Here is a 21,599-nt window from a genome sequence, read left to right on the forward strand (position 1 = left end):
ACCGACGGCGCCGAGCCGTGGCCCGCACCCGAGGGCATCGACGTTGCTCCGCTCTACACCGCCGCGGACCTGAGCGGTCTCGACGCGCTCGACACCTACCCGGGACTCGCGCCGTTCCTGCGCGGGCCGTACCCGACGATGTACACGACGCAGCCGTGGACCATCCGCCAGTACGCGGGGTTCTCGACCGCCGAGGAGTCCAACGCGTTCTACCGCCGAAACCTCGCGGCGGGTCAGAAGGGCCTGTCGGTTGCCTTCGACCTCGCGACGCATCGCGGGTACGACTCCGACAACCCACGCGTGGTCGGCGACGTCGGCATGGCGGGCGTCGCGATCGACTCGATCTATGACACGCGTACGCTCTTCGACGGCATCCCGCTGGACAAGATGAGCGTCTCGATGACGATGAACGGCGCGGTGCTCCCGGTGCTCGCGCTCTACATCGTCGCGGCCGAGGAGCAGGGGGTGAAGCCGGAGCAGCTCGCGGGGACCATCCAGAACGACATCCTCAAGGAGTTCATGGTCCGCAACACCTACATCTATCCGCCGGCGCCGTCGATGCGGATCATCTCCGACATCTTCGCCTACACCGCGCAGCGGATGCCGAAGTTCAACTCGATCTCGATCTCCGGCTACCACATCCAGGAGGCCGGGGCGACGAACGACCTCGAGCTCGCGTACACGCTGGCCGACGGCGTCGAGTACATCCGCGCCGGCCTCGACGTCGGGCTCGACATCGACGCGTTCGCGCCGCGGCTGTCGTTCTTCTGGGCGATCGGGATGAACTTCTTCATGGAGATCGCCAAGATGCGTGCGGCGCGCGCACTCTGGTCACGGCTGGTGGCCGAGTTCGACCCGAAGAACCCGAAGTCGAGCTCTCTGCGGACGCACTCGCAGACCTCTGGCTGGTCGCTGACCGCGCAGGACGTCTTCAACAACGTGCAGCGCACCGCGATCGAGGCGATGGCCGCGACCCAGGGGCACACCCAGTCGCTGCACACCAACGCGCTCGACGAGGCGATCGCGCTGCCGACCGACTTCTCGGCCCGCATCGCGCGCAACACGCAGCTGCTGCTCCAGCAGGAGTCCGGCACGACGGCGACGATCGACCCGTGGGGCGGCTCGTACTACGTCGAGAAGCTCACGCACGACCTCGCTCGGCGCGCCTGGGGCCATATCCAGGAGGTCGAGAAGGCCGGCGGCATGGCCAAGGCGATCGAGGCGGGTATCCCGAAGATGCGGGTCGAGGAGGCGGCCGCCCGTACGCAGGCGCGGATCGACTCCGGCCAGCAGGCCGTGATCGGTGTCAACACCTACCGCGTCGACACCGAGGAGCCGTTCGAGGTCCTCAAGGTCGACAACCGTGCCGTGTACGCCGCGCAGGTGGCCAAGCTGGAGCGGCTCCGCGCCGAGCGTGACGGCGACGAGGTCCGCCGTACGCTGCACGCGCTGACTGAGTCGGCGGGTCGCGGCGCGAGCAAGGACGGCTCGCTCGACGGCAACCTTCTCGCGCTCGCGGTCGACGCCGCCCGCGCCAAGGCGACCGTCGGTGAGATCTCCGACGCGCTGGAGAAGGTCTACGGACGCCACAAGGCGGTCATCCGTACGATCTCTGGTGTGTACCGATCCGAGGCCGGCAAGGCCGAGAACGTCGAGCGCGTGATCGCGGCGACCGACGCCTTCGAGGAAGCAGAGGGCCGTCGTCCACGCATCCTGGTCGCCAAGATGGGCCAGGACGGGCACGACCGCGGCCAGAAGGTCATCGTGTCGGCCTTCGCCGACATGGGCTTCGACGTCGACGTGGGCCCGCTGTTCTCCACGCCCGAAGAGGTGGCGCAGCAGGCCGTCGACGCGGACGTCCACGTGGTGGGCGTGTCGTCGCTGGCCGCTGGCCACCTCACGCTCGTGCCCGCGCTGCGCGACGCGCTGGCCGAGCTCGGGCGCCCGGACGTGCTCGTCGTCGTCGGCGGCGTGATCCCGCCGGACGATGTGGCGACGCTCAAGGAGATGGGGGCGGCCTCGGTGTTCCTGCCGGGCACGGTCATCGCCGAGTCGGCGCTGGAGCTGCTGGACAAGCTCCGGGCGACGTTGCAGCACTGATGGTCGACGTCGCGGATCTCGCTGAGCGCGTCCGGGCTGGTGAGCGCGCTGCCGTGGCACGTGCCATCACGCTCGTCGAGTCGCGTCGCGACGATCACCGCGAAGCGGCGCGTGAGCTGCTCGCCCTGCTGACCCCGCATGCGGGGGGCGCGGTGCGGGTCGGCATCTCAGGCGTCCCCGGCGTCGGCAAGTCGACCTTCATCGAGTCGCTCGGCACGTACCTGACCGGGACGGGCCACAAGGTCGGCGTGCTCGCGGTCGACCCCTCGTCCGTGCGTACGGGCGGGTCGGTGCTCGGGGACAAGACCCGGATGCCGGAGCTGGCCGCGGACCCCAAGGCGTACATCCGTCCGTCGCCGTCGGCCGGCACTCTCGGCGGCGTCGCCCGCGCGACCACGCAGGCGATCCTCGTGCTCGAGGCGGCCGGGTTCGACGTCGTGCTCGTCGAGACCGTCGGAGTCGGCCAGTCCGAGGTGACAGTGGCAGGGATGGTCGACACGTTCTTGTTCCTCACGCTCGCGCGGACCGGCGACCAGCTCCAAGGCATCAAGAAGGGCATCCTCGAGATCGCCGACGTCATCGCCGTCAACAAGGCCGACGGCGACCGTGAGCCCGAGGCGCGCGTCGCCGCCCGAGACCTCGCCGGCGCGATCCGCCTCGTGCACGCCGGGACGACCGGCTGGGTACCGCCGGTGCTCACGTGCTCGGGGCTCGAGGGCACCGAGGTCGACACGGTGTGGCTGCGGGTGCTGCGGCATCGCGAGTTCCTCGGCGCCGTCGGCCTGCGCGAGAAGCGTGCTGGTCAGCAGCTGGAGTTCATGTGGGCGCTGGTGCGCGACGAGCTCGACCAGCGCCTGCGCCGCTCGGACTCCGTACGCGGCGTCCTCGACGAGGTGCGTGCCGGGGTTCTTGCGGGCGACATGCCGGCCACGAGTGCCGCTGACGCGATCCTCGCCGCGTACGACCGTCGCCCCACGATTTGACGCCTGCCCCACCCGATTCCGCCTTGGTGAGGTGGATGCGGCGTCAAATCGGGGGGCGCCGCGGGGCCTGTGGACAGCGCTGACGGCGCCGGCGCGAAACCCGTCACCCTGCGGGGATGCTGCCGTTCACCGCAGCCCAGGGTCGCGACGCGGGCATCAGTGCTCGCCGGCTTGAAGGCCCGGGCTTTCGCCGCTTGTTTCGCGGTGTGTACATCCCTGCCGATGTCGAACCCGACCTGCTCTGCTGGATCAGTGCGGCACTCCTGCTGCTTCCCAGCGACGCCGCGGCGAGCCACCTCACCGCGCTGAGGTTGTACGGCCTCGAGCTGCGCGCGCTGTTCCCCCTCCACTTCTCGACGAACACGACGCGTCATCGGCGACGCCGCGACCTCAGGCTCCATCGGCGACGCGGACGGCTCAACGTGCTCTTCCGCTTCGGTGTTCCGTGCCTCGGCCCGGATCGGACCTACGTCGATTGCGCGACGATCGTCGGCATCGTCGAACTCGTCCAGGCCGCCGAGCATCTCCTGCACGCGGCACACACGTCGTACGACGAGATGAAGGCGTATCTCGAGCGGACGCACATCGACGGCGTCCTGCGCGCGCGGCGTGCCTTCGCGCTCGTGCGCGAGCACGTCGAGAGCCCGATGGAGACTCTGGTGCGCCTCGCGCTGGTGTTCGCCCGGCTGCCAGAGCCCGAACCGAACCCGGACGTACGCGACGCGGCCGGGCGCTTCCTCGGGCGGTGCGACCTCGTCTACTGGGCCTACCGCGTCGTCGTGGAGTACGACGGCGCGTGGCACGAGCGTTCGCGGAAACAGCGCGCGTACGACCGTACGCGCCGTGAGAACCTCGAGCGGGACGGATGGATCGTGATCGTTGTTCTCGATGACGACCTTCCGCGCCTTCGGCAGGTGGTGTGGCGGGTCCACAGGGCGCTGCAGGAGCGCGGGTACGACGGCCCTGCGCCCGTCTTCAATGTGATGTGGGCCAGATGGTTCGACCGCAGCCCCGCGATTTGACGCCCTATCCACCTCGGCGGCTGTCGAGAGGGTGGACAAGGCGTCAAATCGCGGGGGCGGACAGGGCAACTACGCCCAGGCCGGGTCCCAGCCGTCGACGCTCTCGGCAGGGCGCGAGGGCGGGCCGGTGTAGATCGCCGACGGGCGGATCAGGCGGCCGCGACGCTTCTGCTCGAGGATGTGCGCGCTCCACCCGGCGGTCCGGGCGCAGGTGAACATCGACGTGAACATGTGCGGGGGAATCTCAGCGAAGTCGAGGACGATCGCCGCCCAGAACTCCACATTGGTCTCTAGCACCCGGTCCGGGCGACGCTCACGCAGCTCAGCGAGCGCGGCCTCCTCCAGCGCCTCGGCCACCGCATAGCGCGGAGCGTTGAGCTCGCGCGCCGTACGGCGGAGCACGCGGGCGCGCGGGTCCTCGGCGCGGTAGACGCGGTGCCCGAAGCCCATCAGACGTTCACCGGAGTCGAGCAGACCCTTGACGTACGTGCGCGCGTCGTCGGTCTTCTCGACGTCGCCGATCATGCCGAGCACGCGTGACGGCGCGCCTCCGTGCAGCGGGCCGGACATCGCGCCGACCGCACCGGACAGCGCCGCGGCGACGTCGGCACCGGTCGAGGCGATCACGCGAGCGGTGAAGGTGGAGGCGTTCATGCCGTGCTCGGCCGCGGAGGCCCAGTAGGCGTCGATCGCCTTGACGTGGTCGGGGTTGGCCTCGCCGCGCCAGCGGGTCAGGAACCGCTCGGTGATCGTCGTCGCCTTGTCGATCTCGGACTGCGGGACCATCGGCTGGCCGATCCCGCGAGCCGCCTGCGCGACGTACGACAGCACCATCACGGCCGTACGCGCGAGGTCGTCGCGTGCCTGCTCGGGCTCGATGTCGTACAGCTGGCCGAGGCCCCAGGCCGGAGCCGTCAGCGCGATCGCGCTCTGGACATCGACGCGGATGTCGCCGGAGTGCACCGGGATCGGGAACGGTTCGGCCGGCGGGAGGCCCGGCTCGTACGCGCCGTCGACCAGCAGGCCCCAGATCTTCTCGAACGGCACGCGGCCGACGAGCTCCTCGATGTCGACGCCGCGGTAGCGCAGCGACGAGCCCTCTTTGTCGGGTTCGGCGATCTCGGTGGCGAAGGCGATGACGCCTTCGAGGCCCTCGTGGACCGTCGCCGTCTCGGGTACGTCAGTCATGCCGGTCATTGTGCTCTCTTTTGCACCAGCGGAGTCTCGTAGGGTGCTGTTCATGGAGTCGGAGGCGATCGCGGCACTGCGCGAGGAGTACGAGGCTGCGGGCCTCACCGAGGCAGAGGCAGGGCACGACCCCGTCCCGCTGTTCGGGAGGTGGTTCGACGAGGCGGTCGCCTCGGGCATCCACGATCCCAACGCGATGGCGCTCGCCACGGCCACGCCCGCGGGCCGCCCCTCGCTGCGGATCGTGCTGCTCAAGGGGTTCGACGCCGATGGCGCCGTTTTCTACACCAACCGCGAGTCCCGCAAGGGTGACGAGCTCGAGATCAATCCGCACGCCGCGCTGACGCTGCTCTGGCATCCGCTCCAGCGGCAGGTCCGGATCGAGGGCGCGGTGACACGGGTGAGCGAGGCCGTGTCCGACGCCTACTTCGCCTCGCGTCCGCGCGGGTCGCAGTTGGGCGCGGTCGCATCGAACCAGTCGCGGGTCGTCGCCGACCGCGTCGCGCTCGAGCGGGCGTACGACGCGGCGGAGGCGACGTACCCGGACGCCGTCGCGCGGCCCCCGTGGTGGGGCGGCTACCGCGTCGCGCTCGACGCGATCGAGTTCTGGCAGGGGCGTTCGGGGCGCATGCACGACCGCATCCGCTTTCGCCGCGACGGCGACAGCTGGGTGCGCGAACGCCTCGCCCCCTGACCCGCGAGTCACTCCAACGTGAGGATCTGCGGCCCGTCCTCGGTGATCGCGACCGTGTGCTCCACGTGTGCGGCGCGGCTGCCGTCGACCGTACGGAGGGTCCAGCCGTCGGGGTCCGTGACGTAGTCGTCGATCCCGCCAGCGATGAGCATCGGCTCGATCGCGAGCACGAGTCCGGGTCGCAGGGTGAGCCCGCGTCCGGCGCGACCCTCGTTCGGCACGTGCGGGTCCTCGTGCATCGTGCGTCCGATGCCGTGGCCGCCGTGGTCGGCGAGGAGCCCGTAGCCCGCCCCGCGTGCGACCGTACCGATCGCGTGGGCGACGTCGCCGAGCTTGTTGCCCGGGACCGCCTGCGCGATGCCGGCGTGGAGGGCGCTCTCGGTTGCCGCGATGAGGTCCAGGTCGGCGGGGTCGGCCTCGCCGACGACGAAGCTGATCGCGGCGTCTCCTGCCCAGCCGTCGAGGATCGCGCCGAAGTCGAGACTGACCAGGTCGCCGTCGGCCAGCGGTGTGGAGCCGGGGATCCCGTGCACGACCGCGTCGTTCGCGCTGAAGCACAGCGTCGCGGGGAACGGGACGGGGGCCCAGCCCGGGTAGTAGTCGAGGAACGGCGACGTCGCGCCAGCATCGGCGAGCACACCTGCCGCGACGGCATCGAGCTCCTTGGGAGCGACCCCGACGGCGGCGCCCGCCTTCATCGCAGCGAGGGCACGGGCGACGATGCGTCCCGCCTCACGCATCTGCGCGATCTGCGCGGGCGTCTTGATCTCGATCACCGGATCAGCGTACGTCGGGGTCTCGTTCCCGGCCCGTACTCGATCGGCGGAGGGGGGTCTCGACAGGCTCGACCGGCGGAGGGTCGGCGGGAAAAGGACGACCCGCGGGGGTTGGATACCGAGTGGACAACATCTCGGCCCCCGCGGGTCGGGTGGCTGCTGGGATTCGCCGCGCGATGCGGGTGGTCCCTGCACCGTGGCTAGCGGACAGCCACCTCACTTGTCCTGAAGTCAATCATTCTCCGGACCACCTCCTTCCTGTGTACGACCGACCGTACGCCTCGGGTAGGAGGCAGCCAACCCATTATCTGGACCTGCTCCGGGCCCGAGCTGGTTGCCGAGGACAATCGGTTCGTGGCGAGACGCGGGTGGGGTCGGCTGCTGACCGACGTCCGTCCGCTTCGCGAGTCGGCCGACTTCCGGAGGCTGTGGGTCGGCCAGACCGTGTCGCAGCTCGGCCAGCAGATGGCGACCGTCACGGTCGCCTACCAGGTCTGGGTCCTGACCGAGTCGCCGTTCGCCGTCGGCACCCTGGGGATCGTCGCCCTGGTCCCCTTGATCGCGCTCGGCCTGTACGGCGGCGCTCTCGTCGACCACTACGACCGCCGCAAGGTCGCGCTCTGGACCGCGGCCGGGCTCTGGTTGTGCACCGCAGCCCTCCTGGCGCAGGCGCTGCTCGACAGCGAGTCCGTCGGCCTCCTGTACGGGGTGGTCGCGGTGCAGAGCGGGTTGTTCGCGGTCAACAGCCCCGCCCGTTCGGCGATCATCCCGCGGCTGATCCCCGTTCACCTGCTGCCCGCCGCCAACGCGCTGGGGATGGCCGCGTTCAATCTCGGCTTCACGGTCGGTCCGCTGCTCGGCGGCGTGCTCATCGCGTGGTGGGGCGTCGCGTCGACCTACGCGGTGGACCTGCTGACGTTCACGGCGGCGCTGTACGCGCTGGTACGCCTCCCGCCGATCCTGCCGGCGAAGGAGCCGGGCCGCGTGCCGGGCCTGCGGTCCGTGGTCGAGGGGATCCGGTGGCTGCGCCGTGCCCCGAACCTGCGGATGACGTTCGTCGTCGACCTCTGCGCGATGGTGCTCGCGCAGCCCCGCGCGCTCTTCTCGGCGCTCGCGCTGACGGTGTACGCGGGAGGGCCGTCGGCACTCGGGCTGCTCCAGGCGGCGCCGGCGATCGGGTCGCTCGTCGCGTTCGCCTTCTCGGGGTGGATCAGCCGGGTGCATCGGCAGGGGATCGCGGTCGTGCTCGCGATCGTCGCCTACGGGATGTCCGTCGCGCTCGCCGGCGTGGCCGCCATCGGGGTGCCGGGAGTCCTGTGGCTCGTCGTCGTGATGCTGGCGTTCTCCGGCTCGGCCGACATGGTGAGCTCGGCCTATCGCAGCACGATGCTCCAGCAGGCGGCGCCCGACGAGCTGCGGGGGAGGCTCCAGGGGGTCTTCACGGTGGTGGTTGCGGGCGGGCCGCGGCTGGGGGAGTTCGTGGCGGGGTCGGTCGCCGAGCTCACCACGGAGGCGGAGGCGATGCTCTATGGCGGGGTCGCGTGCGTGGTCGCCACGCTGCTCGTCGTCACGTGGCAGCGTGGCTTCCTGCGGTACGACGCGCGCCGCCCCACGCCTTAGCGCTCACCGGCTCACTCGGCCAGCAGGCCGTACATGCTGCGCCGCGCCTCGTCGAGGATCGCGACCGCGCGCTCACGCTGGTCGTCGGTGCCGTCCTCGTCGAGCTGACGTGCGGCGCGGACGAGCTTGCGTGCGCTGGTGTGCAGGTCCTCCTGGGTCTGCGAGCGTGGGTGCGTGCTCTCCCACGCCTGGGCGACCTCGTCGGCGCGGTCGGCGAGGTAGGCCGTGCCTGCCTCGGTGATGCGGAACTGCGTGGCCTCCTCGTCGGTGGGCTCGATGAGCCCGTCCTCTGTCAGGCGTCGCAGCACGGGATAGATCGAGCCGGGGCTCGGGCGCCACCGGCCGTCGGTCCGCTCGGCGAACGCGCTGATGAGGCCGTAGCCGTTGGTGGGGGCGTCCGCGATCACCGACAGTGCGGCGAGCCGCACGGCGCCTCGCCGTGCCCGCCCGCCTCGGCGGCCTTCGCCGAAGCCGGGACCGAAACCGGGGCCGAAGCCTCGGCCGTGACCACGGGGGTCGCGTCGCCCGGGGCCAGGTCGGCGTCGGGCGGAGGTCGGGTCGAAGCCCGTACGGGGGTCGAATTCTGGGGTTCGCATGAGATGTCCTTTCGTTGTCCGAATCTCACGATGCTTCAACAGTACATCGCGATATATCGTGATGCAACTCAGTCGGATCGTCTCGCTCTGCCTACGATGGAAGCGGCGCACAGGTGGGGGGCGTGATGGTGGAACTAGGGTCGCGACTTCCCGTCGTCCACGTCGTGGCGCACGACGGGGCGGTGCCCGCCCAAGGCGTTCGAACGGGTGAGCGCCCTGACCGAGGTGACCGTCCTCGTCTTCCGCGTCGCGTCGCCGCCGGAGGACGATCCCGTCGTCGTTGTTCTCGGCCGATGGGGTGCTGCTGTCGGCCATCGACGCGATCGCGCGGCTCGCGACCCCGGAGTGGCCCGCCGTGGCGGTCCAGGTCCTGCGCAGCAAGCCACCCCGGACCGTCCGACGCGTGCTCGCCGTCGCCAGCCACGGCCAGTCCTCCGGCGCGATGCTGCTCATGGCGACGCTGGCCGCCCTCATCAACGGGGCGAGCCTCACCAAGCTGGTCGTCGTAGGGGAGGGCGAGGAGCGGGTGCGGCCCGGCGTACGGGGCCCCGATGCCGACCTGGTCGTCACCGGGATGGGCGGGATGCCGCCCGGGCTGACCCACCGCGACCTCACCCGCAGCGGACGTCGCCGGGCCGCTGCGCATCGAGCACACCGTCCTGCGCTCCACCCCCGCCGACGCTGTGATGGTCATCGACGCCGCACGCCTACGGCGACGCACGGCTCATGAGGGCGGGGTGCCGCAAGGCCTTGCGGAGCACTTCGTCGGCGATCTCGCACGGCTCGAGGAGATGATCGAGGTCGAGCGTCAGGACAAGAACCAGGCGGCGGAGTCCGGGAGCAGCTGACCCGTCCCCTCGGCGAGCGCCGACGACAGCACGACCGCCGTGCCGAGGTCGTCCACAGGCACGTCGACCGTCCCGCAGTTGACGACGCAGACGAGCCCGGGGGCACCGTCGACGCCCGCGCGGCGGAACGCCACGACGTCGTCGCCGCGATCGAGCATCTCCAGCTCGTGCGACAGCCGGTCCACGAGCCCGCGCCGCCGAGCGATCGCGTACCGCATGAACGACAGCGTCGAGAACGGGTCGTGGCTCTCGTGCTCGACCGTGTAGTCGCGGAACCACCCGGGCTGGGGAAGCCACGTCCGTACGGGCTGTGGAGAGTCCGGGGAGAACCCGAATGGGGGCGCCTGCCCGGACCATGGAAGCGGTACGCGGCACCCGTCGCGCCCGACCCCGCCACCGCGCAGCCACGTCGGGTCCTGGCGGTCCGCCGGGGCCACGTCGACCTGCGGGAGTCCGAGCTCTTCGCCCTGGTAGACGTACGCAGACCCGGGCAGGGCGAGCATCGCGAGCATCGACGCCTTGGCACGCGCCAGTCCGAGGTCGCCACCGCCGTAGTGGGTCACGGTACGGACGACGTCGTGGTTCGAGAGCACCCACGTCGGGGTCGCGCCCACGGGCCCGACGGCCGCGTACGTCTCCGCGATCACGTCACGCAGAGCCGGGGCCGAGAACGGCGTCGAGAGCCAGTGGAAGTTGAAGACCTGATTCATCTCGTCCGCTCGGACGTACTGCGCCATCGACTCGGGCGAGCCGACCCAGGCCTCGCCGATCATCATGCGGTCGCCCGGGTACGAGTCGAGCACCTGGCGCCAGCGCCGGTAGACGTCGTGGACCCCCGGCTGGTCCCAATACGGGCGGTCCCACTGCGACATCGTGTCGTCGAGGGTCGGGCCCGTCCCCGCGCCGCCGCGGACGTCGGGCATCCCGGTCTCCTTGAACAGCCCGTGGGCCACGTCCACGCGGAAGCCGTCGACGCCCCGGTCGAGCCAGAAGCGGAGCACCGACTCGAACTCGTCGCCGACGTCGGGGTCGTCCCAGTTGAGGTCGGGCTGCTCGGGGTCGAAGAGGTGGAGATACCACTGGCCGCGATGTCCTGAGCCCGTCGAAGGGTCGGGCACGCGCGTCCACGCGGGGCCGCCGAACACCGACTGCCAGTTGTTCGGCGGCTCGGCACCGTCGGGCCCGCGCCCGTCGCGGAAGAGGTAGCGCTTGCGCGCCGTGCTGTCGGGCCCGTCGGCGAGCGCCGCGACGAACCACGGGTGCGCCGACGACGTGTGGTTGGGGACGAGGTCCACGATCACCCGCAGGTCACGCGCGTGCGCGCCGGCGAGCATCTCGTCGAAGTCCGCCAGCGTCCCGAACAGCGGGTCGACGTCGCGGTAGTCGGCTACGTCGTAACCGTGGTCGGCCTGCGGCGACGTGTAGAACGGGGTCAGCCACAGGGCGTCGACGTTGAGGCGCTCGAGGTAGTCGAGGTGAGCAGTGATGCCGCGCAGGTCGCCCACGCCGTCTCCGTCCGCGTCGGCGAACGAGCGGACGTAGATCTGGTAGCAGACCGCGTCACGCCACCACGGGGTCGAACGGGACGGGGCTGAGGCCACGAGAAGTCCTCCAGAGGTGCGCAGGGTTCGGTCGTCTGGCCCGCCGCGCTGCGAGCCCTGTCAGTCTAGGGACGCCTCAGCGAAAGGTGCCGATGTCGATCGCGATCCACGTCTGCTCGGCACGCGCGACCAGCGTGCCGTCCGCCTCGTATAGGGCAGTGCCCGTACGGTGCTTGCGTCCGTCCGCGCCGCGGAACGCGCCGACGACCACGTACTCGCGGTCGGCGACGGGGGTGCTGACCACCTGTCCGGTCATCCGCCCGAGCACCATCGGTGTCGCGTCGATGTGCGCGGACCAGCCGCCGGGGCAGTCGATCGCGGCCCAGGTCACCTCGGGCTGCAGGTGCCCGTCGGTGTCGCCGAACGCCGGATGAGGCGTCCACGTCGCGGCCACGGTGTCGGGGTACGCGGCGTCGTCGACCGGTCCGGGGAAGACGAGCAGACCGTCGCCCGGCGCTCGTGCCGTGCCACAGGTGAAGCAGTGCGGGAAGGGGTGCTCCACGCGTCCTTCGTACGCCTCGTACCCCTTGCGGGCGAGGGTCGCTCCGACGAAAGGTGCCGGGTCGACGTCGAAGGCTCCCGCCTCCGCCTCTCCGACGACGGTGGCACCGTCGGACAGCACCGCACGGCCGTCGTCGACCGTGAGCGCGAGCGGGACGCCGAGCGGCGGCGGCACCCGCAGCGTCGATGTCACGACCGCGCCCGGGGACGCGATCGGCCGTGCGACGAGGCCTGCCACGTAGCCGCCGTTGCCGGAGCGGTCGGGGCCGTTGTAACGGGGGTCGATCGTCGTGCTCGTCATCACCCCACGCTCTCACGTCCGCGGGCCCGGGCGTCGTGGGCCTTCAACGCAGCTCTCGTACCGGCGCAGTGCTCGCGCCGCTCCTCGGCGTGGTCGACCAGCGGGGCGGGACGTCGGCGAGCTCGGGGACCCAGCGCCGGACGTAGGTGCCGTCAGGGTCGAACATCTTGCCCTGCGTGACCGGGAGTGCCGCGCGCCGTGCTGCCACTCCAGGTGGAGGTCCTTGACGAGGAAGCTCGCGACGACCATCCGGACGCGGTTGTACATCCAGCCCTGCGCGAGCAGCTGACGCATCCCCGCGTCGATGAACGGGAAGCCCGTACGGCCCTGCGGCATCCGCCCATCTTCGTGGGTGCGCGGCGAGTCTGTCTGATCTGGAACAATAGACGCCGTGAGCGACCTGATCGACACCACCGAGATGTACCTCCGGACCATCTACGAGCTCGAAGAAGAGGGGATCGTGCCCCTCCGCGCCCGGATCGCCGAGCGCCTTCACCAGAGCGGACCCACGGTGAGCCAGACGGTCGCCCGGATGGAGCGCGACGGCCTGCTCACCGTCGAGGGCGACCGTCACCTCGAGCTCTCCGAGCAGGGGCGCGCCCTCGCCACCCGCGTCATGCGCAAGCACCGGCTGGCCGAGCGGCTTCTCACCGACGTCATCGGGCTCGAGATCGAGTACGTCCACGAGGAGGCGTGCCGGTGGGAGCACGTCATCTCCGAGCAGGTCGAGCGCAAGCTCGTCGCCCTTCTGGAGCACCCGACCGAGTCCCCGTACGGCACGCCGATCCCGGGTCTCGGTGAGCTCGGTGAGACCGACGAGGTCGCTGAGGCGTTCCTGGGCGACGGCGTGATGCACCTGACGGCGGCGCTGTCCGGCAACGGCGACGCGTCGCGCCTGGTCGTGCGCCGCATCGGCGAGGAGCTCCAGAAGGACACCACCGCGATGTCGGTGCTCCGTCGTGTCGGCGTCCTGCCTGGCAACGACGTTCTCGTGTCGCCCGCACCCGACGGCGGGGTCGTCGTCGCGCGCGGTGGGGAGACGGCGGAGATCGACCCCGAAGCCGCGTCCCACATCTTCGTCGAGAGGCCGTGACCGCCGTCGGCGCGCCGAACGCGACAACTCTCGGTCGCGACGTGCGCCGGCTGATTGGATGGTGATGATGCCCCGGCGGTGAAACGCCGGCCGTCGGACTACGGGGGGAACGTCGATGACTGGAGCGCCGCGTCTCGCGCGCACGCTCCTCACCCTCGTCGTCGTGCTGGCGGCGGGTGCGATCGCCGTCGTCGCCGTGGTCGCGGTCGTCCAGCGCGGGTGGGACATCGGACCGTGGTGGCTCCTCAGCCTCCCGGCGATCGTGCTGGCGAGTGCAGCGCCGCTCTACCTCGACCGGTACGACGACTGGCTTGTCGTCGGCACCGAGTTGTGCGTGCTCGTCTTCCTGTCGCTGACCGTCGCCTGGCCGCAGGCGCTCGTGCTGTGGATCGCCGGTGTCGTCCTTGCGCAGGTGCTCGGTCTGCCCCGCAGCCGCCGGGTGTTCGACCCGGCGCTGTCGATCGTGTGCGGCGGACTCGCGGTCGCCGTCGTCGCGGCGCTGGATGTCGGGACGTTCGGCTACGCCGAGGTCCTCACCGTCCTGCTCGCGTTCACGCTGGCGTTCGTCGTCGACATCGGGGCGTCGGTGGTCTGGGTCCACGACGTCGCCATGCCTGCCGGCGGTGCGCTCGCGGCGCGGGCGTACGAAGTCCTCACGCTGTACGGGGTGTACGTCGGTGTGAACGCGATGGGCTATGTGTGCGTGCTCCTGTATCGCACCGAGTCGCCGTGGGCGTTGCTCGCCGTCGTGCCGGCGCTCGGCATCGTGCTCGTCGCCGTCAAGGGGCTCACGCGCGAGCGGGAGACGGCGCGCCGTCTCAACGTGCTGTTCGAGACGGCGAGCGCGCTGCACTCGGCATCGAACGAGGCACAGGTGCTCGCCGCGCTCGACCTCGGCGTCCGGCAGCTCGGCAAGACACCCGGGTCGGGCCTGCGGACGGAGCTCCCGGACTCGCCGGACCTTCGGCGCCTGTTCATCTCGGGTGACGAGGTCTTCTGGTTGGTGATCCAGACCAAGGATGGACCGCCAGCGAGCACATTAAGGTGGGCGGAGGCGCTCGAGTCGATCGCCCAGCAGGCAGAGGAGGCATTGTCGCGGATGCGGATGAACAGGGACCTTGTGGCCAATGCGCAGCGTGACCCGTTGACGAAGCTGCGCAACCGCTCGGTCTTCCTCGAGACCGTCGCCGCGGAGATGGCGGGAGGTCGCGCGGTGGACACCGGCTCGCGGACGTGCGCGATCCTGTTCTGCGACCTCGACGGCTTCAAGAAGGTCAACGACCAGTTCGGCCACGCCAGCGGCGACGGTGCGTTGATCGAGGTGGCGCGGCGGCTGTCGGCGGAGCTGCCGGCCGATGTCCACCTGGCGCGGCTCGGGGGCGACGAGTTCGCGATCCTCGTGTCCAGCGAGGGCGGGGAGCAGATGCTCGAGGCCAGCGCGCGCGATGTCGCCGAGACCGTCCGCGAGGTCGTCTCGCGGCCGCTTCGCGTCGACGCCCGTTCGATCGACATCACGGTCAGCATCGGGGTCGCGACGGCGGCCGCGGTGGCCGGGCACCCGACGGTCGACACGGCCGCCGACCTGCTGCGCAACGCCGACATCGCGATGTACGCGGCAAAGCGAGCCGGACGGGACAGGGTTGTCGTCTACAGTGCGGCGATGGGCGTCGAGCGGGTGCGCTCCCTCGAGCTGGTGGACAGGCTCCGTCGCGCGATCGACGAGCGCCGACTGCGGGTCGTCTACCAGCCGATCGTCTCTGCCGTCGACCAGCACCTGCTCGCGATCGAGGCGCTCGCGCGGTGGACCGAGGACGGGGAGGTCATCTCGCCTGCGGAGTTCATCCCGCTGGCCGAGGATGCCAATCTGATCGAGTCGATCGGGGCCCTCGTCCTGGAGCAGGTGTGCGACGACCGCCAGCAGCTCGACCACGCTCTGGCGCCCGAGACCGCGATCGCCGTGAACCTCTCCGCGCCGCAGCTCGGGTCTGCGGAGTTCGTCGCGTCCGTCGAGCGCGCCGTCGAGGCGCTGGCGCCCCACCGGCTCACCCTGGAGATCACCGAGACCGGCTGGATCAGCGAGGAGCTCATCGCCTCGGGCGTGATGGAGCGGTTGCTCGAGCGCGGTGTCACCTTCGCAGTCGACGACTTCGGAGTCGGGTTCTCCTCGCTCGAGCGCCTCCGGCGACTGCCGGTGCAGCTCCTCAAGCTCGACCGCTTCTTCTCCCAGGAGATCGACACCGACCCGCAGAGCGCCGCGGTGCTCGCCTCGATGCTGGAGATGGCGGCAGCGCTCAATCTGCGGACGGTCATCGAGGGCATCGAGCGCCAGTCCCAGGTCGAGGCCATCCGTGCGATTGCCCCGGGCGACGGTGGTGAGCTGGCGTTCCAGGGCTACTACTTCGGCGGGCCGATGAGCCCCGCGACCCTCGTACGATGGGAAGCTCAACGCTCGCGGACGGCGTCGCTACGTCGTCGCTGAAATGATTTCGGGGGGTTTGGCATGCTGGGGGAATGGGATGGTCAGGGTTGATGAGTGCGATTCGCGGGTTTGCGTCTTGGCTTCGCCTGACCGGCCTCGAGCTGGCCGGCTGGCTTCTTGTGATCGCAGGCATCGCCGCTCTCGTGCTGCCCGGACCCGGACTCCTCATGATGGTCGCGGGGCTGGCGATCCTTTCCAACCGCTATGAGTGGGCGAGGCGTCGCGTCGAGCCGATCAAGGCGAAGGCGTTCGACGCCGCGCGCTACGGGGTGGCGACGTGGCCGCGCATCGCGCTCAGTGTGCTCGGCGCACTCTGCGTGATGGGGGTCGGTGTCATCTGGTGGATCGGACCGACGGTGCCCGAGATCGGTCCGTTCGGTGACGAGTTGCCCTTCAACGGCTGGGCGACCGGGCTCAGCATGATGCTCTCGTCGCTGATCGCGCTCGGGCTCGTGGTCTACAGCATGAAGCGGTTCCGCTACGGCGATGACGACGAGTCGTTCGAGATCCTCGACGAGGACGAGCTGGTCGAGGCGCTCTCAGAGGCGGACGGCGAGCCGGAGTCCGACACCACCGACCGCGTCTGACCGTCCGCGGGTCAGCGCCAGAGGACGGCGATGAACACGTTGACGACTGCGAGTCCGCCGACGGCGTGAGCCATCCACACCGGCGTACGGTCGCTCTTGCGGTCGGCGACGAAGGCGAGCACGGTCACGGCCAGGGCGATGACGAGCTTGACGCCGATCTTGGCGTTGTCGACGGGGAGGTCGTCCATCTCGCGGAGACCGACCAGGAGCAGGCCGGTGACGAGCGCGCCCGCGGCCGCGTGCGCGACGCCCTTCGCGATCGGGACCGGGGTCCGCAGGCGCGACGCCCATGCGCCGATCACGAATGCCCAGCAGAGCATGTGGAGCACCAGCAGGATCAGACGCAGCGTTTCCATGGCTCGACGATACTGGTGGGTATGGGTGACAAGGTCACCGAGGTGATGGCGCAGGTGCGGCGCGAGGACTTCCTTCCCGACGATCAGAAGGCGATGGCCGACCTTGACGGACCGGTGCCGATCGGTTGGGGTCAGACCAACTCCCAGCCCCGTACGGTCGCAGCGATGCTGCGCCTCCTCGACGTCGAGCCCGGCATGCGCGTGCTCGACGTCGGGGCGGGCTCGGGGTGGACGACGGCACTGCTCGCGCACCTCGTCGGAGGCGGTGGCGAGGTGGTCGGTGTCGAGGTGGTCCCCGAGCTGCGCGAGCGTGCGGGTGGGGTGCTCTCGAGGCTCGGCCTGACGTGGGTGCGGATCGAGCTCGCGATCGAGGTGCTCGGGTGGCCCGAGGCGGCTCCGTACGACCGCGTGCTCGTGTCTGCGCAGGCGCGATCGCTCCCGACGCCGCTCGTCGACCAGCTCGCTCCCGGCGGCGTGATGGTCGTCCCCGTCCGCGGACGGATGACGCGCGTGGTGCTCGCGGACGGCGGCGGTGCGCACGTGAGCGAGCACGGCGCGTACCGCTTCGTGCCGTTGATCGGCTGGTGAGCGTGCCCGCTAGTCTTGGGCCGTGTCGCCCCCGTAGCTCAGGGGATAGAGCACCGCTCTCCTAAAGCGGGTGTCGCTGGTTCGAATCCAGCCGGGGGCACGTCAGGCGTCCGCGAGTTCCCGCGCCGGCTCGGTCCCGGACGTCGCACCCGCGCTGACCGGCCGATCACCGCGCCGGCCCACCACGATCAGTGCGAGCCCGACCAGGGTCCATGCGCCGAGCACGATCAGCGACTGGGTGAGATCCGCGTCGGGGAAGTACGCGAGGCTCCGGACGAGCGTGACGGCGGCGCCGGGGACGAAGAGCTGGCCGAGGTCACCCCAGATCCACGGCAGGAACTCTGTCGGCTGGCTGGCCGCGGAGATCGGGTTGCCGATGAGCAGCGTGATCGCCGCGCCGACGCCGATCCCGGGCGGGCCCAGGACGCTCGCGAGACCGGCAATCAGGGCACTCGTCGCCAGCAGGGAGAGTCCGATCCCTGCGGTCAGGGCGAGCGGGTCACCGGGGAGGATGCCGAACCATCCGTGCAGCACCGTCGTCGTCAGGGTCGCGGCGACGACCGCGTACACCCCGACGGCGACCAGGCGCCGGCTGCGGCCTCCGACGAGGAGTGCGACGACGATGCCGCCGATCATCCCGCCGAGGACCAGGGGGAAGGCGGCGGCGGTGATGCCGACCCCTTGCGCGTCGTCGGCGTCGAGTCCGACGACGTCGCTGATCGTCACCGGCATGTCGGCCGACACCTGGCCGAGCTCGTCGGCCAGCCGGGTCATGGCCTGGTGCGAGGCGCCACCGGCCGCCGAGGCGGTCAGCACCTCGGGCTCCTCGCCAAGCACGAGCCCGCCATAGACCTCGCGCTGTTCGACCGCCGCTACGGCGGCGTCGCGGTCGGCGACCTCGACGAGGTCGAAGCGCCCCGGAGCAGAGGTCTCGAGCTGCTGCTCGACGGTCTGGATCGCGGGAGCGGGGCCGGTGATAGCGACGGGGAGGTTCTGCGGCGTCGTGGTCGCGGCCGGCCAGGTGAAGGCGGCCACCACGAGGGTGACGACGAGCGCCGCAAGGGTGGCGGCGCCGAGGACGCGGCCCCAGCTCTGGGGTGCGGTGGTCTCGGTGGACATGGGTCCCTCCGTAGGAAGAAAAACGAATGATCGTTCTTTAAGAGTCGAACGACGGCCCACCTTTGTCAAGAACGTTCGTTCGCTTTACGGTGGCGGCATGCCGAAGGTCTCCGAGGAGCACAAGCGCGCCCGACGCGAGGAGATCGCCCGCGCGGCGCTGCGCTGCTTTGGGGAGAAGGGGTACGCCGCGACGTCGATGGCCGACATCATCCGCGAGTCCGGGCTCTCTGCCGGCGCCATCTACGGCTACTACACGAACAAGAGCGAGCTGGTCCGTGAGGCGATGCGCAGCGTCGTCGTCGGACGGTTCACCGAGCTCGAGCGGGCGCGCGAGGGCAAGGCGACACTGCGCCCGAGCGAGCTGGTGGTGGAGTTTCTCCAGGGCGTCACCGAGGCTGTGGTCAGGCCCGGCCTGATCGTCCAGGTCTGGGCGAACGCGCAGCTCGATCCCGCGCTCGAGGAGACGGTGCAGGGCGCCGTCGGCGAGATCGGGCGCCTGTTCCGCGACTACCTCGAGGCCTGGTACGTCGCCGGCGGCATGGCCACGAGCGAGGCGCAGACGCGCGCCCAGGCGGAGTATCCGGTGTACGTCGCGGTGTGCCAGGGCTATCTCGTCCATGCGGCGACCGTGCGCGACTTCGACCGGGCCGCATACTTCGACGCAGTGACGCGCGTCCTGCCCTGAGGGCTTCAGCCCAGCGGCTTGTACATCACGTGCAGCCCGACCAGACCGAGCGTCGCATGGTCGTACGCGTCCGGCACCGTGCCGATGACCTCGAAGCCGAGGCTGCGCCACAGCCGCACGGCGGGGGTGTTGACCTCGACCACCGCGTTGAACTGGATGCCGTGGAACCCCTGATCCCGTGCCCAGGCGATCATGTCCTCGCCCAGCGTGCGGCCGACACCGCTGCGCCGCCCCGTCGGGTCGACCATGAAGCTCGCCGTCGCGACGTGCGCGCCACGGCCCGGGCGGTTCGGGCCCATCTTCGCCGAGCCGAGCACGGTGCCGTCGTCGTCGACCGCGACGGTCGTACGGCCCGGCGGCGCCTCCATCCACAGTCCGCGCGCAGAGTCGGAGTCGAGATCGGCCGGGTAGGCGTACGAGTCGCCGGCCTTGACGATGGTGTCGAAGAAAGGCCAGATCCGCTCCCAGTCGGAACGCGTGGCATCCCTGATCTGCATCAGGCCATCATGTCGTGCACCAGCGGGGCGACCTGCACCCCGTACAGCTCGATGCACCGCAGCAGCTGCTCGTGGCGCATCGCCCCGTTGGCGTACTTCATGTCGAAGCGGCTCACGCCGAGCGCTGCGGCGTTGCGGGCGATCTTGCGGGCCACGGTCTCCGGCGAGCCGACGTAGAGGGCGCCGTCCGGCCCGGCTGCCTGCGCGAACTCGTTGCGCGTCGCGGGCGGCCAACCGCGCTCGCTGCCGATCTGGTTGCGCTGGGCGATCCAGTGGTCGTACAGCTCCTCGCGTGCCTGCTCGTCGGTCTCGGCGATGTAGCCGGGGGAGTGCATCCCGACCGGCAGCACCTCGGCGCCGTCCTTCTCCAGCGTCTCGCGGTAGAAGTCGGCGTACGGGACGAACTGCAGCGGTGGTCCGCCGATGATCGCGAGCATCATCGGGAGCCGGTAGTGCACCGCCCTGACCACCGACTGAGGGGTGCCGCCGACGCCGATCCACGTCGTCAGCCGGCCCGACTCGGTGGGCGGGTAGACCCGCTGGTCCTTCAGCGGCGGTCGCGTCGTGCCGGACCAGGTCACCGGCTGCTCGTCCAGGAGCGCCGCGAAGAGGTCGAGCTTCTCGTTGAACAGCACCTCGTAGTCGCCGAGGTCGAAGCCGAACAGCCCGAACGACTCCGTAAAGGACCCGCGCCCCAAGATCACCTCGGCGCGTCCGTGCGACAGGGCGTCGAGCGTCGCGAAGCGCTCGTAGACCCGGATCGGGTCGTCGGAGCTGAGCACGGTGACTGCGGAGCCCAGGCGGATCCGCTCCGTACGGCCGGCGATCGCGGCGAGCACGACGTCGGGAGACGTAATCGAGAAGTCGGCGCGGTGGTGCTCGCCGAGGCCGATGAAGGCCAGGCCGACCTCGTCGGCGAGGACGGCCTGCTCGACCACCTGCCGCAGGACCTCCGGCGCCGGGACCAGGGCGCCGTCGGCGTCGGAGGTGATGTCGCCGAAGGTGTCGAGACCGAGCTCGAGCGGTTCACTCACCGTACGACCGTAGCGTGGGGAACGAATGGCGCGACGGGCGTTCCTCTCGTTCGAGCCGGCCCCCGACCCGAATGAGAGTCATGATCCCAGGCAGTACCAACCTCCCTCCGGCAAGCGCTTCGGGGGGGAGGTGAGGGGTGGGACGGTCGCCGAGGTGCAGGCCGCCAGCCGGCGCTCGGGTCACCTGCGGATCCTGGTCGGAGACAGCAGCGGCCTGCACTCCGTCGTGCACGCGCGCCCCCAGCGCTTCCGACAGCGGTGTCGTCGCGGCCAGCGCGAACACCGGTCGCTGACGCCGGCGACCGGCGCGTCGCCCAGCAGGCAGCCTCGTGCTTGATCGCGCGCCGATCCCGTCCTCCAGTGCCCATCTGCCGTGCAGATCCCCTCGGCGGGTTCGACGAGCTGTCGGCACAGGGGGACATCGTGTATGTAGTGTGCGGAAATGGCACGGGGCGAACGGCTCGCGGAGCAGTTGGACTGGTACTGGCGCAAGAACTTGCGGCCACGGCTGGAGGGTCTTACCGACGAGGAGTACTTCTGGGAGCCGGTGCGCGACTGCTGGAGCATCCGCCCACGTGGCACGTCGGTCGCACCGATGTCGGAAGGTTCGGGGGAGTGGACGATGGACTCCGCCTCCCCTGCCCCGGTACCGGCGCCGGTGACCACGATTGCCTGGCGGCTGGCGCACATCATCGTCTCCTGCCTGGGCTATCGGGTCGCATGGCACTTCGGCGGCCAGGACGTCGACTCCCAGACATTCGCTTACGTGGGTCCCGAGCGGTTTCCCATGGAGGGCATCGTCCTGCACGTCAACAGAGAGCTGATCCATCACGGCGCCGAGATCTCCCTGCTGCGCGACCTCTACCACTGGCAGGACGGAGCCGTACCGCGCCGAATGTGATGTCACGTGGGAACCACGCGCGCGGATCGC

At 70.5% G+C, this 21,599-nt stretch carries 20 protein-coding genes, 1 tRNA gene and 2 pseudogenes; 13 read left to right on the forward strand and 10 right to left on the reverse strand.

Annotated features, from left to right (window positions below):
- Positions 1-6: 6 nt before the first annotated feature.
- The 3 genes and pseudogenes from scpA to ACFSDF_RS08830 all read left to right on the forward strand — a co-directional run.
- A pseudogene (gene scpA / locus ACFSDF_RS08820) lies at positions 7-2,100 on the forward strand (methylmalonyl-CoA mutase); the annotation flags it as partial.
- Complete coding sequence (gene meaB / locus ACFSDF_RS08825) at positions 2,100-3,083, forward strand: methylmalonyl Co-A mutase-associated GTPase MeaB (RefSeq protein ID WP_167001598.1); 984 nt, start codon at positions 2,100-2,102, stop codon at positions 3,081-3,083. The pseudogene scpA and the gene meaB, both read left to right, overlap by 1 nt.
- Positions 3,084-3,199: 116 nt before the next feature.
- Positions 3,200-4,105, forward strand: coding sequence for a DUF559 domain-containing protein (locus ACFSDF_RS08830; RefSeq protein ID WP_377157150.1), 906 nt, complete (start codon positions 3,200-3,202; stop codon positions 4,103-4,105).
- Positions 4,106-4,174: 69 nt separating this feature from the next.
- On the opposite strand, the gene ACFSDF_RS08835 is transcribed toward ACFSDF_RS08830, so the two are convergent.
- Entirely contained in the window at positions 4,175-5,293 is a 1,119-nt protein-coding gene (locus ACFSDF_RS08835) for a citrate synthase 2 (RefSeq protein WP_167001600.1), read from the reverse strand.
- A 52-nt stretch (positions 5,294-5,345) separates the two neighbouring features.
- Between ACFSDF_RS08835 and pdxH the strand changes: the two genes are divergently transcribed.
- Positions 5,346-5,987 (forward strand): pyridoxamine 5'-phosphate oxidase, encoded by a 642-nt coding sequence (gene pdxH / locus ACFSDF_RS08840; RefSeq protein WP_167002367.1) that lies wholly within the window; start codon positions 5,346-5,348, stop codon positions 5,985-5,987.
- A gap of 8 nt (positions 5,988-5,995) precedes the next feature.
- Here pdxH and map read toward each other — a convergent pair whose 3' ends face one another.
- Complete coding sequence (gene map / locus ACFSDF_RS08845) at positions 5,996-6,763, reverse strand: type I methionyl aminopeptidase (RefSeq protein ID WP_167001601.1); 768 nt, start codon at positions 6,761-6,763, stop codon at positions 5,996-5,998.
- 354 nt (positions 6,764-7,117) lie between these two features.
- Here map and ACFSDF_RS08850 point away from each other — a divergent pair, with 354 nt between their 5' ends.
- The gene (locus ACFSDF_RS08850; RefSeq protein WP_377157153.1) at positions 7,118-8,383 is read left to right on the forward strand and encodes an MFS transporter; all 1,266 of its coding nucleotides are present in this window, start codon (positions 7,118-7,120) and stop codon (positions 8,381-8,383) included.
- A gap of 11 nt (positions 8,384-8,394) precedes the next feature.
- Here ACFSDF_RS08850 and ACFSDF_RS08855 read toward each other — a convergent pair whose 3' ends face one another.
- Positions 8,395-8,979, reverse strand: coding sequence for a PadR family transcriptional regulator (locus ACFSDF_RS08855; protein WP_167001603.1), 585 nt, complete (start codon positions 8,977-8,979; stop codon positions 8,395-8,397).
- Between the two features lie 280 nt (positions 8,980-9,259).
- Here ACFSDF_RS08855 and ACFSDF_RS08860 point away from each other — a divergent pair, with 280 nt between their 5' ends.
- Complete coding sequence (locus tag ACFSDF_RS08860) at positions 9,260-9,709, forward strand: hypothetical protein (RefSeq protein ID WP_377157156.1); 450 nt, start codon at positions 9,260-9,262, stop codon at positions 9,707-9,709.
- Between the two features lie 78 nt (positions 9,710-9,787).
- On the opposite strand, the gene ACFSDF_RS08865 is transcribed toward ACFSDF_RS08860, so the two are convergent.
- The 3 genes and pseudogenes from ACFSDF_RS08865 to ACFSDF_RS08875 form a co-directional block, all read right to left on the reverse strand.
- Complete coding sequence (locus ACFSDF_RS08865; protein ID WP_377157158.1) at positions 9,788-11,428, reverse strand: glycoside hydrolase family 13 protein; 1,641 nt, start codon at positions 11,426-11,428, stop codon at positions 9,788-9,790.
- A 76-nt stretch (positions 11,429-11,504) separates the two neighbouring features.
- Positions 11,505-12,230 carry a hypothetical protein gene (locus ACFSDF_RS08870; RefSeq protein ID WP_167248967.1) on the reverse strand — a complete coding sequence of 242 codons (726 nt, stop codon included), beginning with the start codon at positions 12,228-12,230 and terminating at the stop codon, positions 11,505-11,507.
- A 43-nt stretch (positions 12,231-12,273) separates the two neighbouring features.
- Positions 12,274-12,665: pseudogene (locus ACFSDF_RS08875) on the reverse strand (FAD-binding domain-containing protein).
- Between ACFSDF_RS08875 and ACFSDF_RS08880 the strand changes: the two are divergent.
- The 3 genes from ACFSDF_RS08880 to ACFSDF_RS08890 all read left to right on the forward strand — a co-directional run bounded on the left by ACFSDF_RS08880 (position 12,622) and on the right by ACFSDF_RS08890 (position 16,389).
- Entirely contained in the window at positions 12,622-13,323 is a 702-nt protein-coding gene (locus ACFSDF_RS08880; protein WP_167001606.1) for a metal-dependent transcriptional regulator, read from the forward strand. The pseudogene ACFSDF_RS08875 and the gene ACFSDF_RS08880 sit on opposite strands and share 44 nt — an antisense overlap.
- A gap of 115 nt (positions 13,324-13,438) precedes the next feature.
- Positions 13,439-15,802: a putative bifunctional diguanylate cyclase/phosphodiesterase gene (locus ACFSDF_RS08885; RefSeq protein WP_167248965.1), complete on the forward strand. Its 2,364-nt coding sequence runs from the start codon at positions 13,439-13,441 to the stop codon at positions 15,800-15,802.
- Between the two features lie 50 nt (positions 15,803-15,852).
- Positions 15,853-16,389, forward strand: coding sequence for a PGPGW domain-containing protein (locus tag ACFSDF_RS08890; RefSeq protein ID WP_167001608.1), 537 nt, complete (start codon positions 15,853-15,855; stop codon positions 16,387-16,389).
- Between the two features lie 11 nt (positions 16,390-16,400).
- Here ACFSDF_RS08890 and ACFSDF_RS08895 read toward each other — a convergent pair whose 3' ends face one another.
- Positions 16,401-16,745 carry a hypothetical protein gene (locus tag ACFSDF_RS08895; RefSeq protein WP_167001609.1) on the reverse strand — a complete coding sequence of 115 codons (345 nt, stop codon included), beginning with the start codon at positions 16,743-16,745 and terminating at the stop codon, positions 16,401-16,403.
- 21 nt (positions 16,746-16,766) lie between these two features.
- Between ACFSDF_RS08895 and ACFSDF_RS08900 the strand changes: the two genes are divergently transcribed.
- Both ACFSDF_RS08900 and ACFSDF_RS08905 read left to right on the forward strand, forming a co-directional pair.
- Positions 16,767-17,333, forward strand: coding sequence for a protein-L-isoaspartate O-methyltransferase family protein (locus ACFSDF_RS08900; protein ID WP_167001610.1), 567 nt, complete (start codon positions 16,767-16,769; stop codon positions 17,331-17,333).
- 27 nt (positions 17,334-17,360) lie between these two features.
- Positions 17,361-17,433: transfer RNA gene (locus ACFSDF_RS08905), tRNA-Arg, on the forward strand.
- A gap of 2 nt (positions 17,434-17,435) precedes the next feature.
- Here the strand turns inward: ACFSDF_RS08905 and ACFSDF_RS08910 are convergent.
- Positions 17,436-18,452 carry a hypothetical protein gene (locus tag ACFSDF_RS08910; RefSeq protein WP_167001611.1) on the reverse strand — a complete coding sequence of 339 codons (1,017 nt, stop codon included), beginning with the start codon at positions 18,450-18,452 and terminating at the stop codon, positions 17,436-17,438.
- A 97-nt stretch (positions 18,453-18,549) separates the two neighbouring features.
- Here ACFSDF_RS08910 and ACFSDF_RS08915 point away from each other — a divergent pair, with 97 nt between their 5' ends.
- The gene (locus ACFSDF_RS08915; RefSeq protein ID WP_167001612.1) at positions 18,550-19,137 is read left to right on the forward strand and encodes a TetR/AcrR family transcriptional regulator; all 588 of its coding nucleotides are present in this window, start codon (positions 18,550-18,552) and stop codon (positions 19,135-19,137) included.
- Between the two features lie 5 nt (positions 19,138-19,142).
- Here ACFSDF_RS08915 and ACFSDF_RS08920 read toward each other — a convergent pair whose 3' ends face one another.
- Positions 19,143-19,634, reverse strand: a complete 492-nt coding sequence (locus ACFSDF_RS08920) for a GNAT family N-acetyltransferase (protein ID WP_167001613.1) — start codon at positions 19,632-19,634, stop codon at positions 19,143-19,145.
- The gene (locus ACFSDF_RS08925; protein WP_167001614.1) at positions 19,634-20,668 is read right to left on the reverse strand and encodes an LLM class flavin-dependent oxidoreductase; all 1,035 of its coding nucleotides are present in this window, start codon (positions 20,666-20,668) and stop codon (positions 19,634-19,636) included. The genes ACFSDF_RS08920 and ACFSDF_RS08925 overlap by 1 nt, the downstream gene beginning before the upstream one ends.
- A 442-nt stretch (positions 20,669-21,110) precedes the next feature.
- Between ACFSDF_RS08925 and ACFSDF_RS08930 the strand changes: the two genes are divergently transcribed.
- Positions 21,111-21,569: a DinB family protein gene (locus tag ACFSDF_RS08930; RefSeq protein WP_377157164.1), complete on the forward strand. Its 459-nt coding sequence runs from the start codon at positions 21,111-21,113 to the stop codon at positions 21,567-21,569.
- Positions 21,570-21,599 lie beyond the last annotated feature (30 nt).

Source organism: Mumia zhuanghuii, from assembly GCF_042681565.1.
In the GTDB taxonomy this organism is placed as follows: Bacteria; Actinomycetota; Actinomycetes; order Propionibacteriales; family Nocardioidaceae; genus Mumia.

Excerpts from the sequence above, each read along its gene's own strand:
- ACFSDF_RS08910 (WP_167001611.1), bottom strand. The coding sequence starts at position 18,452 with ATGTCCACCGAGACCACCGCACCCCAGAGCTGGGGCCGCGTCCTCGGC.
- meaB (WP_167001598.1), top strand. The coding sequence starts at position 2,100 with ATGGTCGACGTCGCGGATCTCGCTGAGCGCGTCCGGGCTGGTGAGCGC.
- ACFSDF_RS08870 (WP_167248967.1), bottom strand. The coding sequence starts at position 12,230 with ATGACGAGCACGACGATCGACCCCCGTTACAACGGCCCCGACCGCTCC.
- ACFSDF_RS08855 (WP_167001603.1), bottom strand. The coding sequence starts at position 8,979 with ATGCGAACCCCAGAATTCGACCCCCGTACGGGCTTCGACCCGACCTCC.
- ACFSDF_RS08890 (WP_167001608.1), top strand. The coding sequence starts at position 15,853 with ATGAGTGCGATTCGCGGGTTTGCGTCTTGGCTTCGCCTGACCGGCCTC.
- ACFSDF_RS08920 (WP_167001613.1), bottom strand. The coding sequence starts at position 19,634 with ATGCAGATCAGGGATGCCACGCGTTCCGACTGGGAGCGGATCTGGCCT.
- ACFSDF_RS08895 (WP_167001609.1), bottom strand. The coding sequence starts at position 16,745 with ATGGAAACGCTGCGTCTGATCCTGCTGGTGCTCCACATGCTCTGCTGG.
- pdxH (WP_167002367.1), top strand. The coding sequence starts at position 5,346 with ATGGAGTCGGAGGCGATCGCGGCACTGCGCGAGGAGTACGAGGCTGCG.
- ACFSDF_RS08885 (WP_167248965.1), top strand. The coding sequence starts at position 13,439 with ATGACTGGAGCGCCGCGTCTCGCGCGCACGCTCCTCACCCTCGTCGTC.
- ACFSDF_RS08915 (WP_167001612.1), top strand. The coding sequence starts at position 18,550 with ATGCCGAAGGTCTCCGAGGAGCACAAGCGCGCCCGACGCGAGGAGATC.
- ACFSDF_RS08835 (WP_167001600.1), bottom strand. The coding sequence starts at position 5,293 with ATGACTGACGTACCCGAGACGGCGACGGTCCACGAGGGCCTCGAAGGC.
- ACFSDF_RS08830 (WP_377157150.1), top strand. The coding sequence starts at position 3,200 with ATGCTGCCGTTCACCGCAGCCCAGGGTCGCGACGCGGGCATCAGTGCT.
- ACFSDF_RS08930 (WP_377157164.1), top strand. The coding sequence starts at position 21,111 with ATGGCACGGGGCGAACGGCTCGCGGAGCAGTTGGACTGGTACTGGCGC.
- ACFSDF_RS08900 (WP_167001610.1), top strand. The coding sequence starts at position 16,767 with ATGGGTGACAAGGTCACCGAGGTGATGGCGCAGGTGCGGCGCGAGGAC.